This window comes from Mycolicibacterium grossiae, assembly GCF_008329645.1.
Lineage (GTDB): Bacteria > Actinomycetota > Actinomycetes > Mycobacteriales > Mycobacteriaceae > Mycobacterium > Mycobacterium grossiae.
The window spans coordinates 2,482,634-2,496,283 of the sequence record NZ_CP043474.1; the positions used below are offsets into that span (position 1 = coordinate 2,482,634).

Consider the following 13,650-nt stretch of genomic DNA (forward strand, 5'->3'; position numbering starts at 1 on the left):
TCGACATGCACACGACGACCGAGCACACCACCCGGGCCACCGGTACCCATGCCGCCACGGCGGTCGTGGACCTCGACGCCATCGCCCACAACGTGCGGCTGCTGCGCGAGCTGGCCGGCGGCGCCGCGGTCATGGCGGTGGTCAAGGCCGACGGCTACGGACACGGCGCGACCGCCGTCGCCCGCACGGCGCTGGCCGCCGGGGCGGCGGAGATCGGGGTGGCGACGGTCGCCGAGGCGCTCGCCCTGCGCGGTGACGGGTTCACCGGTCCGGTGCTGGCGTGGCTGCACGCCCCGGGCGTCGACTTCGCCCCGGCGCTGACGGCCGACGTCGGGATCGCGGTGTCCTCGCGCCGTCAGCTCGCCGACCTGCTGGACGCGGTCGAGCGCACCGGAGCCACGGCGGCGTTGACGGTCAAGGTCGACACCGGGCTGAGCCGCAACGGCGCGAGCCCACCGGAGTTCGCGACGATGCTCGACGACCTCGCCCGCGCCGCGGCGTCGGGAGCGGTGCGCCTGCGTGGCATCATGAGCCACCTCGCCTGCGGCGACGAACCCGACAACCCCACCAATGACCGTCAGGCGCAACGACTCTCGGCAATGCGCAGCGAGGCCGCTGCGGCCGGCGTCGAGTTCGAGATCGCCCACCTGGCCAATTCGCCCGCGACGATGACGCGGCCGGATCTGGCCTTCGACCTGGTGCGGCCCGGTATCGCGGTGTACGGGCAGACGCCGATCCCGGCGCGCGGCGACATGGGGCTCATCCCGGCGATGACGCTGACCTGTCCGGTCGCCATGGTGCGGCCCATCAGGGCCGGCGACGGGGTCTCCTACGGCCACACCTGGATCGCCGACCGCGACACCACCGTGGCGCTGATCCCCATCGGGTACGCCGACGGGGTGTTCCGCACGCTCAGCGGACGCTTCGAGGTGCTGATCAACGGTCGCCGCCGGCCCAGCGTGGGGCGGGTCTGCATGGACCAGTTCGTCGTCGACCTGGGTCCGGGCGCGGTCGACGTCACCGAGGGCGACGAGGCGGTGCTGTTCGGCTCCGGCGCGCGCGGCGAACCGACCGCACAGGACTGGGCCGACACCCTCGGCACGATCAACTACGAGGTGGTGACGAGCCCACGTGGCCGCGTCAATCGCGTGTACGTCGGGACCGGACGGTGACCGAGGCCGATCCCCGGCGCCGCGGTCGGCTGCGCAACGCCCGCTGGCTGGCGGGCGTCGCAGGTCTCGCCGCGGTGGGCGGGCTCGCGGGCAACACCGTGGCTCGCTCGCTGACCCGGCGGGTCACCGACGACGACCCGTACCGCGACGAGGACTTCGAACTCCTCGACGCCGATCGCAGCTCCGTGGTCACCACGACCGACGGCGTGCCGCTGGCGGTGCGCGAGGTGGGCCCGGAGAACGCGCCGCTGACCGTCGTGTTCGCCCACGGTTTCTGCCTGCGCATGGGCGCGTTCTACTTCCAGCGCGCCCGGCTCAGTGAGCAGTGGGGCGACCAGGTGCGCATGGTGTTCTACGACCAGCGTGGTCACGGCCAGTCCGGCGACGCGCCACCCGACACCTTCACCGTGCCGCAGCTCGGCCAGGACCTCGAGGCCGTGCTCGCGGTGGTGGCGCCGCGCGGCCCGGTGGTGCTCGTCGGGCATTCGATGGGCGGCATGACGGTGCTGTCGCACGCGCGCCAGTTCCCCAAGCAGTACAAGAGCCGCATCGTCGGCGTCGCGCTCATCTCGTCGGCCGCCGAGGGCGTCGCCCGGTCGCCGCTCGGAGAGATCCTGCGCAACCCGGCGCTGGAGGCGGCCCGCTTCGCGGTGCGGTACGCGCCGAGTGCCGTGCACCGCACCCGCGGCGCCGCGCGCTCGGTGATCGGCCCCATCCTGCGTGCCGCCTCCTACGGCGACGAGAAGATCAGCCCGAGCGTGGTGGCGTTCTCCGAGCGCATGATGCACGACACCCCGATCGCGACGCTCGTCGGTTTCCTGCACGCGCTCGAGGTGCACGACGAGACCGCGGCGCTCGCCACGCTGGCGCGCATTCCCACGCTGGTGCTGTGCGGCGACCGGGATCTGCTGACGCCCGACGAGTACTCCGCGTCTATGGCCGCCGCACTGCCCAAGTGCGAACTCGTGATCGTCCCGGGCGCAGGGCATCTGGTGCAGCTCGAACGCCCGGAGATCGTCGACGACGCGCTGGTGCGCCTCGTCGAGCGGGCGACGCCGTCGAAGCTCGTCGCCCTCACCCGGCGACTGCGGCAGCGGGTGCGGCATGGGTGAGGTTTTCTCCGGTGCCGCGGAGCTGCCGACCGCCGAGGACACCATCGCCCTCGGGGCACGCCTCGGGGCGGAGCTGCGCGCCGGTGACGTCGTCGTGCTGTCCGGGCCGCTCGGGGCGGGAAAGACGGTGCTGGCCAAAGGAATCGCACAGGCCATGGACGTCGAGGGGGCCGTGACGTCGCCGACGTTCGTGCTGGCGCGCGTGCACCCGGCCCGCGATGCCGGCCGGCCGGCGCTCGTCCACGTCGACGTGTACCGGCTGCTCGAGGGGCACGCCGGTGTCGACGCCGACCTGTTGGCCGAACTCGACTCACTGGACCTGGACACCGATCTCGACGACGCGGTGGTGGTCGTCGAGTGGGGCGAGGGCCTCGCCGAGCGCCTGTCCGACCGGCACCTCGACGTGCGGCTGGAACGCGGTGGCGAGACCGAGGTGCGCACGGCGATGTGGCGCTGGAGCACCCCCTGATGCTGATTCTCGCGATCGATACCGCCACCCCCGCCGTCACCGCGGGCGTGGTGCGTCGCACCGGGCCGGACGTCGAGGTGCTCGGGGAGGCCGTCACGCTCGACGCCCGCGCGCACGCCGAGCGGCTGACGCCCAACGTCCTCGACGCCGTGGCCGACGCGGGCGTTGCGATGGCCGACCTCGATGCGGTGGTGGTGGGGTGCGGTCCCGGGCCGTTCACCGGGCTGCGGGTCGGCATGGCGACCGCCGCCGCGTACGGCCACGCCCTCGACGTCCCGGTGTACGGCGTGTGCAGCCTGGACGCCATCGGCATCGACACCGTCGGGGACGTCCTGGTGGTGACCGACGCCCGACGGCGCGAGGTCTACTGGGCGCGTTACCGCGACGGCGTGCGGACCGGGGGACCCGACGTGGCCGCGCCCGCCGACGTCGTCGCCGACGCCGCGGCGGTGGCCGGGTCCCCGGACCACGCGGCGCTGTTCGACCTGCCGCGGCAGGCGGCCACGTACCCGACGGCCGCGGGCCTGGTGCGTGCCGTCGACTGGTCGGTCGCTCCCGAGCCGCTCGTCCCGCTCTACCTGCGGCGCCCCGACGCCAAGCCGCGTAGCGAGCAGTCCCGGTGAACGTCGTCTACGAGAAGTTGCGGCTCGGCGACGCCGACCGGTGCGCCGAGCTGGAATCCCAGCTGTTCCCGGGCGACGATCCCTGGCCGGCGGTCGCCTTCATCCGCGAGGTGGAGTCCGCGCACAACACCTACGTCGCGGCGCGCGTCGACGGCACCCTCGTCGGCTACGCGGGCATCACCCGGCTGGGACGCAAGCCGCCCTACGAGTACGAGGTGCACACCATCGGCGTCGACACCGCGTACCAGGGCGCCGGCATCGGGCGGCGGCTGCTGGAGCTGCTGCTCGAGGTGGCCGAGGGCGGAACGGTGTTCCTCGAGGTGCGCACCGACAACGCGGCCGCGATCGGTCTGTACGAGAGCGTGGGCTTCACCCGCGTGGGACTGCGCAAGCGGTACTACCGCGTCAGCGGGGCCGACGCGTACACCATGCGCCGCGATCCAAGCCGAGCAGCGAAGAGCACGTCATGACGATCATCCTGGCCATCGAGAGTTCCTGCGACGAGACCGGTGTCGGCATCTGCCGTCTTGACGACGACGGCACCGTCACCTTGCTGGCCGACGAGGTGGCCTCGAGCGTCGACGAACACGTGCGGTTCGGCGGCGTGGTGCCCGAGATCGCCTCGCGCGCCCACCTGGAGGCGCTGGGGCCGACGATGCGCCGCGCGCTGCAGGCCGCCGGGGTGCGGCGGCCCGACGTGGTGGCCGCGACCATCGGGCCCGGACTGGCGGGCGCGTTGCTCGTCGGCGTGGCCGCGGCGAAGGCGTACGCCGCGGCGTGGGAGGTGCCGTTCTACGCGGTGAACCACCTGGGCGGGCACCTGGCGGCGGACGTCTACGAACACGGGCCGCTGCCGGAGAGCATCGGGCTGCTGGTCAGCGGTGGGCACACCCACCTGTTGCACGTGCGCTCGCTCGGCGAGCCGATCGTCGAGCTGGGCAGCACCGTCGACGACGCGGCGGGGGAGGCCTACGACAAGGTGGCCCGGCTGCTGGGGCTCGGCTATCCCGGTGGCAGGCCGCTCGACGAGCTGGCGCGCACCGGGGATCGCGACGCGATCGCGTTCCCGCGCGGCATGACCGGGCCTCGGGACGCCCCGTACGCCTTCAGCTTCAGCGGGTTGAAGACGGCGGTCGCGCGGCACGTGGAGCGCAATCCGGACGCATCGACGGCCGACGTGGCAGCGGGCTTCCAGGAGGCGGTGGCCGACGTGCTGACGCGCAAGGCGCTGCGGGCCGCCGACGACCTCGGGGTGTCGACGCTGCTGATCGCGGGCGGGGTGGCGGCGAACTCCCGGCTGCGGGAGCTGGCCGAGGAACGGTGCGCGGCAGCAGGTGTCACGCTGCGGGTGCCGCGGCCACGGCTGTGCACGGACAACGGCGCGATGATCGCGTCGTTCGCTGCGCACCTGATCATGGCCGGTGCGGCGCCGTCCGCGCTCGACGTGCCGAGCGATCCGGGATTGCCGGTGCTCACGGGGCAGGTGGCATGAGTGTCGCCGATCAGCTCGCAGTCACGCGGCTGCTGTACCGCTATGCCGAGCTGATCGACGCCGGGGACTTCGACGGCGTGGGCACGCTGCTCGGCCGAGGGACCTTCATGGGCCTGACGGGCGCCTCGGCGATCGCGGGCTTGTTCGCGAAGACCACCCGCCGCTTCCCCGACCACGGAAATACGCCTCGCACACGGCATCTGGTGCTCAACCCGATCGTCGACGTGGACGGCGACACCGCGACGGCGCGGTCGACGTTCGTCGTCGTGCAGCGCACCGAAGCGGTGCCCCTGCAACCCATCGTCGTCGGCCGCTACGCCGACGCCTTCGCCCGCGACCATGCCCGCGGTGACGCCGGCTGGTACTTCACCGAGCGGGTCGTCGAGGTGGAGATGGTCGGCGACGTGTCGGATCACCTCACGATCGATCCGCGGGCCTACGGGTAGCGAGTTCAGAACGGCGGTGGCTTGTTCCGCTCGGCGACGTGGGCGTCGTTGAGTGCGCGTTCGGCGCGGATGCGATCGGCACGGGACTGGGTACGCGTGCGTTTCCGGGTCGGCATCATGACGTCGCGGTTCGGGCCGGGCGGGGCGGCCGTGCCCGGCGGGGCGGGCGTGACGACGTTCCACCCCGGGAAGTAGAGCGCGCTGTCAGGGCGGGTGCGGTAGCGGTGTCCGGTCGGGGTGGTGACCAGTACCGTGCCGTCGGCGTCCTGACTGTCGGACCAACCGTTCCAGAACGTCTTCAGCAAGTGATGCAACCGGCAGTAGCACTTCAGATTTCCGGCGTGCGTGGCGCCGCCGGGGTAGGCGACGGTGTGGTCGACGTCGCCGCGGACCGCCGGGCGGTTGCACCCCGGCGCCCGGCACGTCATGTCCCGGACGCGGACGAATTCGTCGAGTGCGGTACTCGGCCGGTACTTCGACTCGGCCCACTCGGCGGGGGGCTTGATGCGGCGAACGACCGCTCCGCGCGCCAGCAGAGAAGCGAGCAGCCCGGGCTGCAGTGGACCGCCGCCGAGAATGAGCGCGGGCTTGTCGTGCCGGGCACGGTCCGGCGGCTGGTGCGGCCCGTCCTCGGCGATGTCCTCGCCGTCGAACTCGGGGTCTACCTCCGCGTCGAGACTCGTCTCCTCGGCGACGACGTGGACGACGACGCTGCTGGCCCGGCCGTCCTCGGCCGAGGCGGGGCAGTCCGGCCGACCGCACTGGCAGGCCAGGTGGTCCCCGCCCGCCGCGAGTGCACCGAGGGCGTCGGCGCTGCGCTGCGCCACGGTGCGCGGGTCGTCGTCGCAGACCCCGCGGGCCAGCGCTGCCACCCGTTGCCGCACCAACGCGGCGTCGACGTTCAGCAGCCGACCCCACACGGGCGTAGTGCCCGCGTCGTCCGCCTCGCCGACGACGAAGTCACGGCTCTGCGTGCTGAGCTTGGTGCGTCGCAGCGCACCCGGGTCGATCGCATCGACCCATAGATCCACGGCCTTCGACAGCTTGTTCTCCGACAGCGGGCCCCAGCTGACGATGCGGTCGGCGATCTCGCGGTCGAGCTGGGCGAGCGGCTCCGGCTCGACCACCAGGCGGGTGCGGGAGGCGACCAGCCGCATCTGCCGGCCGGTGATCTCACCCGACAGGAAGAGCATGGCGACCCGGGGCAGCCGGTCGCGCATGGTCACCGCGAGGTCCATCTCGCTCGACGCGCGTCCGTGGCCCATGTTGAGCGCGGCCGCCACCTCGGCCGCTGCGGAGTCCCAGTCGTCGCACGCCCAACGCTCGTGCTCGCGGGTGTCGCGCCGACGGTGCAGCTCGGCGATGGCCGCGTACTTGCGCGCGTCGGCGGCGGCGCTGGCCGTCGCCCACCGCGACAGGGCGTCGATGAGCGCCGCGTCGTCGAGGTCGCGCATGGCGGCCGGACTGGGCAAATCATCGAACACATGTTCGATTATAACGGCGTACTCCGACACACCGCGGCGCCAGTTCCGACCATGATCGACCCAGCCCTTGAGTGCTAGCACTCGCGTGTATAGAGTGCTAGGCGGCAGGCGGTCAGCCCCTGCGCCGGCACCCGCGACGACGGCGCAACGGACTCGGGCGCATGCCGAGCACCTGGTAACTGACAGGGTCCGGGGTGTCCGGATCCACACCCGAACTAAGTGGAGGGCTCCATCGTGGCGAGCGTGAACATCAAGCCACTCGAGGACAAGATCCTCGTTCAGGCCAACGAGGCCGAGACCACGACCGCGTCCGGTCTGGTCATCCCCGACACGGCCAAGGAGAAGCCGCAGGAAGGCACCGTCGTCGCCGTCGGCCCGGGCCGCTGGGACGAGGATGGCGAGAAGCGCATCCCGCTGGACGTCGCCGAGGGCGACACCGTGATCTACAGCAAGTACGGCGGCACCGAGATCAAGTACGGCGGCGAGGAGTACCTGATCCTCTCGGCGCGTGACGTGCTGGCAGTCGTCAACAAGTAGCAATCGTGTTCCGCCCCGGAGATCCCCGTTGCGACGGGTGATGTCCGGGGCGGCATGCGTTCCACCCCCTGCGTAGGAAGACAACATGAGCAAGCAGATTGAGTTCAACGAGACTGCGCGCCGGGCGATGGAGGCGGGCGTCGACAAGCTCGCCGACGCGGTACGCGTGACGCTCGGCCCGCGTGGCCGCAACGTCGTGCTGGCCAAGGCGTGGGGCGGTCCGACCGTCACCAACGACGGCGTCACCATCGCCCGCGAGATCGACCTCGAGGACCCGTTCGAGAACCTCGGCGCCCAGCTGGTCAAGTCGGTCGCCACCAAGACCAACGACGTCGCCGGCGACGGCACCACCACCGCCACGGTCCTCGCCCAGGCCATCGTCCGGGCCGGGCTGCGCAACGTCGCCGCCGGGGCCAACCCGATCGCGGTCGGCGCAGGCATCTCGAAGGCGGCCGACGCCGTGTCCGAGGCGCTGCTCGCCGCGGCCACCCCGGTCAGCGACAAGACCGCCATCGCGCAGGTCGCCACCGTCAGCTCGCGCGACGAGCACATCGGCGAGCTGGTCGGCGAAGCCATGACCAAGGTCGGCACCGACGGCGTCGTCACCGTCGAGGAGTCCTCGACGCTGAACACCGAGCTGGAGATCACCGAGGGCGTCGGGTTCGACAAGGGCTTCCTGTCGGCCTACTTCGTCACCGACTTCGACTCGCAGGAAGCCGTCCTCGAGGACGCGCTGGTGCTGCTACACCGCGAGAAGATCAGCTCCCTGCCCGACCTGCTGCCGCTGCTGGAGAAGGTCGCCGAAGCCGGCAAGCCGCTGCTGATCGTCGCCGAGGACGTCGAGGGCGAGGCGCTGTCCACCCTCGTGGTCAACGCGATTCGCAAGACGCTGAAGGCCGTTGCCGTCAAGGCGCCGTTCTTCGGTGACCGCCGCAAGGCGTTCCTCGACGACCTCGCCGTCGTGACCGGCGGGCAGGTGGTCAACCCCGACGTCGGCCTGCTGCTGCGCGAGGCCGGCCTCGACGTGCTGGGCACCGCCCGCCGCGTCGTGGTCGACAAGGACAGCACCGTGATCGTCGACGGCGGTGGCACGCAGGACGCCATCGACGCGCGCAAGGCGCAGCTGCGCTCCGAGATCGAGGCGAGCGATTCCGACTGGGACCGCGAGAAGCTCGAGGAGCGGCTGGCGAAGCTCGCCGGCGGCGTTGCGGTGATCAAGGTCGGCGCGGCCACCGAGACCGACCTGAAGAAGCGCAAGGAAGCCGTCGAGGACGCGGTCGCCGCGGCCAAGGCGGCCGTCGAGGAGGGCATCGTCACCGGCGGTGGCGCAGCCCTCGTCCAGGCCCGTGCAGCGCTGTCGGACCTGCGGTCGTCGCTCAAGGGCGACGAGGCGCTCGGCGTCGACGTCTTCGCCACCGCACTCTCGGCGCCGCTGTACTGGATCGCCACCAACGCCGGCCTCGACGGCTCCGTCGTGGTCAACAAGGTGTCCGAACTGCCTGCGGGACAGGGCTTCAACGCTGCGACGCTGGAGTACGGCGACCTCGTCGGCGACGGCGTCGTCGACCCGGTGAAGGTCACCCGCTCGGCGGTGCTCAACGCCGCGTCGGTCGGCCGCATGGTCCTCACCACCGAGACCGCGGTCGTCGACAAGCCGGAGGAGCCGGCGGACGACGGCCACGGCCACGGTCATCACGGCCACGCGCACTAGGAAACACCCCGTGAAGCACCCCCGGTCCTGATGGGCCGGGGGTGTTTCGCGTTCGGGCGAGGACCCGGTGTAGCCTCATCGACGTGAACATCCGCGCGCTCGCCAGCTATTGGCGCTTTATGACGGCTCCGGGCGGAGCCTGACGAAGCGCAGCGTCGAGCACGCATCCCCCGGAGCCCAGGCAGTGACCATCAGGTCGCTGCCTTTCCTGTTTTCAAGGGCACCGGACGACCACTCGGGTGCCGAGAAAGGCATTCGATGAACCTGACGCAGACCGCGCCGTCCACCAGCGACCGGCGCATCCTCACCTTCGAAGAGATACCCAGCCCGCACGCCGTCGGGTCGGAGTTCCCGCTCGGCGCCCGCCGCGCGGAGCGGGTCGCCCGCGACCGTGACGAGATCGCCGACATCCTCGCGGGCCGCGACGACCGGCTCTTGGTGGTCGTCGGCCCCTGCTCGGTGCACGACCCGGTCGCGGCCGTCGACTACGCCCACCGGCTGGCCCGCACCGCCGCCGATCTGGACGACCGGCTCAAAATCGTCATGCGGGTCTACTTCGAGAAGCCGCGCACCACGATCGGCTGGAAGGGTCTGATCAACGACCCCGGCATGGACGGCACCTTCGACGTGTCACGTGGTCTGCGTACCGCGCGCCGCCTGCTGCTCGACGTCATCGACATCGGGCTCCCCGTGGGTTGCGAGTTCCTCGAGCCGATCAGCCCGCAGTACATCGCCGACGCCGTGGCGTGGGGCGCGATCGGAGCCCGCACCACCGAGTCGCAAGTGCACCGCCAGCTCGCCTCGGGACTGTGCATGCCGGTCGGCTTCAAGAACGGCACCGACGGCAACGTGCAGGTGGCCGTCGACGGCGTGAAGGCGGCTGCCGCCCAACACGTCTTCTTCGGCATGGACGACCTCGGTCGCGGCGCCCTGGTGCGCACCGCGGGCAATGCCGACTGCCACGTCATCCTGCGCGGCGGTACGACCGGCCCCAATTACGGCGCCGAGGCCGTGCGGTCGGTGGCCGACGTCCTGGACGGATCGGGACTGCCCGGCCGCGTCGTCGTCGACTGCAGCCACGCGAACTCGGGCAAGGACCACGTCCGACAGGCCGCCGTCGCCGCGGAGGTCGCGCAGTCGGTACGCGCCGGCCTGCCGATCAGCGGCGTCATGCTGGAGAGCTTCCTGGTGGCGGGCGCCCAGTCGCCCGACGCCCGGCCGCTGACCTACGGGCAGTCGGTCACCGACGCGTGCATGGATTGGCCGACGACGGATGCGGTCCTGCGCGACCTGGCTCGCGCGGTCACGCCGTCACGTCGATGATCCACGTGACGCCGAAGCGGTCGGTGAGCTTGCCGTAGAGCGGCGAGAAGACGGCCGGCCCGAGCGGATCCTCGATCGTCGCGCCGTCGGCGAGGGCGTTCCAGTAGCCGGTGATCTCGTCCGGGTCGCTCCCTCGCAGAGCGAGATAGAAGGGGTTCTCGCCGGGGTTCCACGCCTTCGCGTCCTGAACGTCGTAAGCCATGACGCGGAAGCCGCTCGGCGACTCGACCTGCCCCCAGGCCAGTTGGTCCGCCTGGCCGGGGCCCTGCCCGGCGGGGACGTCACCGTACGGCGCGACGACGAGGTCGCCGCCGAACACCGAGTGGTAGAACTCCAGCGCCTGGCGGGCGTTGCCGCGGAAGTTGACGTGCAGTGTGCTCGTGACGCTCATGGCTCTCCTCGTATCGATCCGTGCTCACGCATCACTCTCGCGGACATGGCGGACAGGTGGTGTCCTCCATCGAGTGGTTCTCTTCGCACGAAGACGCCCCCGTCCGATGTGGCCGGGGGCGTCTTCGAGGAAGAGGAAGGTCAGAACGGCGTGTCGATGAAGCCGTTCGTCGTGTTCACCTCGTCCTGGTTGTCGACGCTGTAGTGGGGCAGCGGCGGGTTGTATTCGATGCTCGCCTGAGCGGGACCGGCGAGGCCGAGCACCGCGGCGGTCAGGCCGGAGGCGATCATGGTGGCGATACCGAGCTTCTTCATCGAGATCATCTTCTTCTGTGTCGTCCGGGACCTTGTCGTTCCGGTATGCCCAGGTCAACCGGCACGAGCCCAAGATCATTTCGTGTGGCGGTAATTGGCCGACGGCTGGCAGCAATCGACTAGGTTGCCGTTCGTGAACCCGATCTCGCTCCGGTCGATCGCCACCGCCGTCACCGTCGCGGCGCTGCTGACGGCGTGTTCGGGCTCCCCGGGGCCGGCACCCGCCTCCGGAGGCGGCGGCATCGCCGACAGCGTTGCTCCCGCGGCGCCCGCTCCGCAGAAAGGGCCCGCAGAGGCGCCGGAACTGAAGCGCGACGTCGTCACCACGGCATCGATGACCGTGACGGTGGCCGACCCGTCCGCCGCTGCCGACCGGGCCGCAGTCATCGTCGAGGATGCCGGCGGACGCGTGGACAGCCGGTCCGAGGACGCGGGTACCGGCGCCGGCCGGGCCCAGACGTCGGTCGTCCTGCGGGTGCCGTCGGCCAAGCTCGACCCGGTGGTGCGCGACCTCAAGTCACTGGGTGAGGTTCAGACGGCGGAGACGACGGCCGAGGACGTCACCGCGCAACGGGTAGACCTCGACGCGCGGATCCGGGCGCTGCAGACGTCCGTCGATCGGCTGCTCGCCATCATGCGCGACGCACGCGACCCGGACGCCCTCATCACCGCAGAAGGGGCACTGTCGCAACGCCAGGCCGAACTCGACAGCCTGCGAGCCCAGCGCGACCAGCTCGGCGACCGCGTCGACTTCGCCACCGTGACCGTCACGCTGGTGGCCGAGCAGCCGGGTGGTCCCGGGCCGACGCAGTACCGAGGTTTCGGCGGTCAGGTGGAGCGCGGCTGGGACGCCCTGGTGACGGTGGCGACCCAGGGCGTCCTGCTGGTGGGACTGTTCCTCCCGTGGCTGGGCGCGCTGCTCGTCGTGGCCCTCGCGGGCTACCTCGTCACCAGGCTGGCGGGCTCACGCCGCAGGACACCGCCCGAAACGGCGACGATCCCCGGTGGAGACCGGGGATCGTCGGACGGTTCAGCGGGGGACGGCGATTAGGCGGAGCGGCGGATGCCGCGCTTGAGCAGGAGTTCGCGCTCGGACTCACTGAGCCCACCCCAGATGCCGTAGGGCTCGCCGACGGCGAGGGCGTGGGTACGGCACTGCGTGATGACGGGGCAGCTGCGGCACATCTCCTTGGCGCGCATCTCGCGCTGCGCCCGAGCGCGGCCGCGCTCGCCGTCGGGATGGAAGAACATCGAGGAGTCGACGCCCCGGCAGACGCCCTGCATCTGCCAGTCCCAGATGTCGGCGTTGGGTCCGGGAAGCTGTTGCGGCTGTGGCATTGGGAAATCCCCTCTCTACGCGGTACATCGCGGTAGAACCACCCGCGTGAGTCGTGAAACGTTCCGAGCCCTAGTCGCCGCTGACTGCTCGTGGACACAACGTAGAGACGCTTCCGAAATTGCGTCAATAGCCCGAACACCTGCTCAGGCCCCGAGCGGCAGCGTCGGAATTTACGTCTCGTTAATCCATGCGACGTGGCCGCAACGCAGCTCGTGGTTGCCGGGAGCGCCCAGTGACGGACCGCGGACCGTTTCCGCTGCTCGCGTCGAATGGCGCTGTGCCGCTTGCGACTACCGCTCACATGCCAGTTGATCTGGCTGTAACACGGGGTCCACGAACTGTTAACCGATGTTGGCTTGGCAACAATCTGGTCCGCCGACGCGCAGCGGGGCCTTGGTAGGTTCCGGGCGTGCTGCTGACCGACTGTGCCTTCGGCGCGCGGCCGGACGCGTGGCCGCTGCCGCCGGCGACCACGGCCGAGGAGCACTGGCACCGCGCGGTCGCGGCGGGCGGACAGGGGCACTACGGCGCCGCGCTCGCCGACCTCGAGACGCTGGCCCGGTTGCCGGCCAGCGGTGCGCTCAGGTCACTGGGCCTCAGCACGCGCGCGTCGTTCCTGCGCCAGTTGGGCCACCACGGCGCCGCCCGGGTATGGGACGGTCGAGCCTGGGGAGCCGTCGCGGCCGACCCCGACGCTGCGCCCGACGCCGCCGCCGATGCGTTGGTGGGGCTGGCGGCCGACGCGCTCGGCGTGGGCCGGTTCGCCCTCTCCGCGCGACTGCTGCACCGCGCAGCGCCGGTCGTCGAGCGTGCGCAGCCCCGGGCGGCGGTCCGGTGGGGCTGGGTGTCGGCCGAGCTGGCGATGGCCACCGGGCAGGGAGCCGCCGCCGTCGGGCACGCCGAGCGGGCCGTCGGCCGCGCCGGGGCCACCGGCTCCACGCGACACGCCGTGAAGTCCGAGGTCGTGCTCGCCGCCGCCCTGTGTTGCAGCGGCGAACTGGACGCCTCCCGCCGCGTCGCCGAGGCGGCACTCGGCATGGCGGAACGCCACGGTTTGGTGCCGCTGACCTGGGCTTTGGCGAGCCTGCTCGGTGACATCGGGGGAGTGACGCGCGAGGCGGAAGAACTGCGGGCGACGCGTGAGCGATCCGCAGCCGTCGTGCGACACCGCGGCGGCACGTGGGCGGTCCGCTGATTCGAAGCCCGCGGAGCGGATCATTAGTCTTTAGCTGACACC

At 71.4% G+C, this 13,650-nt stretch carries 16 protein-coding genes; 12 read left to right on the top strand and 4 right to left on the bottom strand.

Going from position 1 to position 13,650, the window contains the following annotated elements; all coding sequences use genetic code 11:
• Positions 1-5 precede the first annotated feature (5 nt).
• Genes alr through FZ046_RS11885 form a run of 7 tightly spaced genes read left to right on the top strand, consistent with a single transcriptional unit; the run spans position 6 to position 5,314 of the window.
• Positions 6-1,172 (top strand): alanine racemase, encoded by a 1,167-nt coding sequence (alr, locus tag FZ046_RS11855; protein WP_070356475.1) that lies wholly within the window; start codon positions 6-8, stop codon positions 1,170-1,172.
• Entirely contained in the window at positions 1,169-2,284 is a 1,116-nt protein-coding gene (locus tag FZ046_RS11860) for an alpha/beta fold hydrolase (protein ID WP_070356474.1), read from the top strand. Before alr ends, FZ046_RS11860 begins: the two co-directional genes overlap by 4 nt.
• Positions 2,277-2,753 carry a tRNA (adenosine(37)-N6)-threonylcarbamoyltransferase complex ATPase subunit type 1 TsaE gene (gene tsaE / locus FZ046_RS11865; protein ID WP_070356473.1) on the top strand — a complete coding sequence of 159 codons (477 nt, stop codon included), beginning with the start codon at positions 2,277-2,279 and terminating at the stop codon, positions 2,751-2,753. Before FZ046_RS11860 ends, tsaE begins: the two co-directional genes overlap by 8 nt.
• A complete protein-coding gene (tsaB, locus tag FZ046_RS11870; RefSeq protein WP_176749697.1) occupies positions 2,753-3,376 on the top strand; it encodes a tRNA (adenosine(37)-N6)-threonylcarbamoyltransferase complex dimerization subunit type 1 TsaB in 624 nt (207 codons plus the stop codon). The genes tsaE and tsaB overlap by 1 nt, the downstream gene beginning before the upstream one ends.
• Positions 3,373-3,846 carry a ribosomal protein S18-alanine N-acetyltransferase gene (rimI, locus tag FZ046_RS11875; RefSeq protein WP_070356472.1) on the top strand — a complete coding sequence of 158 codons (474 nt, stop codon included), beginning with the start codon at positions 3,373-3,375 and terminating at the stop codon, positions 3,844-3,846. The genes tsaB and rimI overlap by 4 nt, the downstream gene beginning before the upstream one ends.
• Positions 3,843-4,868, top strand: coding sequence for a tRNA (adenosine(37)-N6)-threonylcarbamoyltransferase complex transferase subunit TsaD (gene tsaD / locus FZ046_RS11880; RefSeq protein ID WP_070356471.1), 1,026 nt, complete (start codon positions 3,843-3,845; stop codon positions 4,866-4,868). The genes rimI and tsaD overlap by 4 nt, the downstream gene beginning before the upstream one ends.
• Complete coding sequence (locus FZ046_RS11885) at positions 4,865-5,314, top strand: nuclear transport factor 2 family protein (protein ID WP_070356470.1); 450 nt, start codon at positions 4,865-4,867, stop codon at positions 5,312-5,314. Before tsaD ends, FZ046_RS11885 begins: the two co-directional genes overlap by 4 nt.
• A gap of 5 nt (positions 5,315-5,319) precedes the next feature.
• Here the strand turns inward: FZ046_RS11885 and FZ046_RS11890 are convergent, their stop codons facing one another.
• Entirely contained in the window at positions 5,320-6,798 is a 1,479-nt protein-coding gene (locus FZ046_RS11890) for an HNH endonuclease signature motif containing protein (protein WP_070356469.1), read from the bottom strand.
• Positions 6,799-7,032: 234 nt separating this feature from the next.
• On the opposite strand from FZ046_RS11890, the gene groES reads away from it, so the two are divergent.
• The 3 genes from groES to FZ046_RS11905 all read left to right on the top strand — a co-directional run bounded on the left by groES (position 7,033) and on the right by FZ046_RS11905 (position 10,369).
• The gene (gene groES, locus FZ046_RS11895) at positions 7,033-7,335 is read left to right on the top strand and encodes a co-chaperone GroES (protein ID WP_070356489.1); all 303 of its coding nucleotides are present in this window, start codon (positions 7,033-7,035) and stop codon (positions 7,333-7,335) included.
• An 85-nt stretch (positions 7,336-7,420) separates the two neighbouring features.
• Positions 7,421-9,046: a chaperonin GroEL gene (gene groL / locus FZ046_RS11900; protein WP_070356468.1), complete on the top strand. Its 1,626-nt coding sequence runs from the start codon at positions 7,421-7,423 to the stop codon at positions 9,044-9,046.
• A gap of 258 nt (positions 9,047-9,304) precedes the next feature.
• A complete protein-coding gene (locus FZ046_RS11905; protein WP_070356467.1) occupies positions 9,305-10,369 on the top strand; it encodes a 3-deoxy-7-phosphoheptulonate synthase in 1,065 nt (354 codons plus the stop codon).
• Here the strand turns inward: FZ046_RS11905 and FZ046_RS11910 are convergent.
• Together FZ046_RS11910 and FZ046_RS27400 are read right to left on the bottom strand one after the other, a co-directional pair.
• Positions 10,350-10,760: a VOC family protein gene (locus FZ046_RS11910; protein WP_070356466.1), complete on the bottom strand. Its 411-nt coding sequence runs from the start codon at positions 10,758-10,760 to the stop codon at positions 10,350-10,352. The two genes, FZ046_RS11905 and FZ046_RS11910, sit on opposite strands and share 20 nt — an antisense overlap.
• 140 nt (positions 10,761-10,900) lie before the next feature.
• The gene (locus FZ046_RS27400; RefSeq protein ID WP_170292429.1) at positions 10,901-11,074 is read right to left on the bottom strand and encodes a hypothetical protein; all 174 of its coding nucleotides are present in this window, start codon (positions 11,072-11,074) and stop codon (positions 10,901-10,903) included.
• 133 nt (positions 11,075-11,207) lie between these two features.
• Here FZ046_RS27400 and FZ046_RS11915 point away from each other — a divergent pair, with 133 nt between their 5' ends.
• Positions 11,208-12,125, top strand: a complete 918-nt coding sequence (locus FZ046_RS11915) for a DUF4349 domain-containing protein (protein WP_083298657.1) — start codon at positions 11,208-11,210, stop codon at positions 12,123-12,125.
• Here FZ046_RS11915 and FZ046_RS11920 read toward each other — a convergent pair.
• Positions 12,122-12,412, bottom strand: coding sequence for a WhiB family transcriptional regulator (locus FZ046_RS11920; RefSeq protein WP_070356464.1), 291 nt, complete (start codon positions 12,410-12,412; stop codon positions 12,122-12,124). The genes FZ046_RS11915 and FZ046_RS11920 overlap by 4 nt on opposite strands.
• 410 nt (positions 12,413-12,822) lie before the next feature.
• On the opposite strand from FZ046_RS11920, the gene FZ046_RS11925 reads away from it, so the two are divergent.
• Positions 12,823-13,608 carry a hypothetical protein gene (locus FZ046_RS11925; RefSeq protein ID WP_070356463.1) on the top strand — a complete coding sequence of 262 codons (786 nt, stop codon included), beginning with the start codon at positions 12,823-12,825 and terminating at the stop codon, positions 13,606-13,608.
• Positions 13,609-13,650 lie beyond the last annotated feature (42 nt).

Coding starts and splice junctions, on each gene's coding strand:
- alr (WP_070356475.1), top strand. CDS start 6: ATGCACACGACGACCGAGCACACCACCCGGGCCACCGGTACCCATGCC.
- FZ046_RS27400 (WP_170292429.1), bottom strand. CDS start 11,074: ATGAAGAAGCTCGGTATCGCCACCATGATCGCCTCCGGCCTGACCGCC.
- FZ046_RS11885 (WP_070356470.1), top strand. CDS start 4,865: ATGAGTGTCGCCGATCAGCTCGCAGTCACGCGGCTGCTGTACCGCTAT.
- groL (WP_070356468.1), top strand. CDS start 7,421: ATGAGCAAGCAGATTGAGTTCAACGAGACTGCGCGCCGGGCGATGGAG.
- tsaD (WP_070356471.1), top strand. CDS start 3,843: ATGACGATCATCCTGGCCATCGAGAGTTCCTGCGACGAGACCGGTGTC.
- tsaB (WP_176749697.1), top strand. CDS start 2,753: ATGCTGATTCTCGCGATCGATACCGCCACCCCCGCCGTCACCGCGGGC.
- FZ046_RS11910 (WP_070356466.1), bottom strand. CDS start 10,760: ATGAGCGTCACGAGCACACTGCACGTCAACTTCCGCGGCAACGCCCGC.
- FZ046_RS11920 (WP_070356464.1), bottom strand. CDS start 12,412: ATGCCACAGCCGCAACAGCTTCCCGGACCCAACGCCGACATCTGGGAC.
- tsaE (WP_070356473.1), top strand. CDS start 2,277: ATGGGTGAGGTTTTCTCCGGTGCCGCGGAGCTGCCGACCGCCGAGGAC.
- FZ046_RS11905 (WP_070356467.1), top strand. CDS start 9,305: ATGAACCTGACGCAGACCGCGCCGTCCACCAGCGACCGGCGCATCCTC.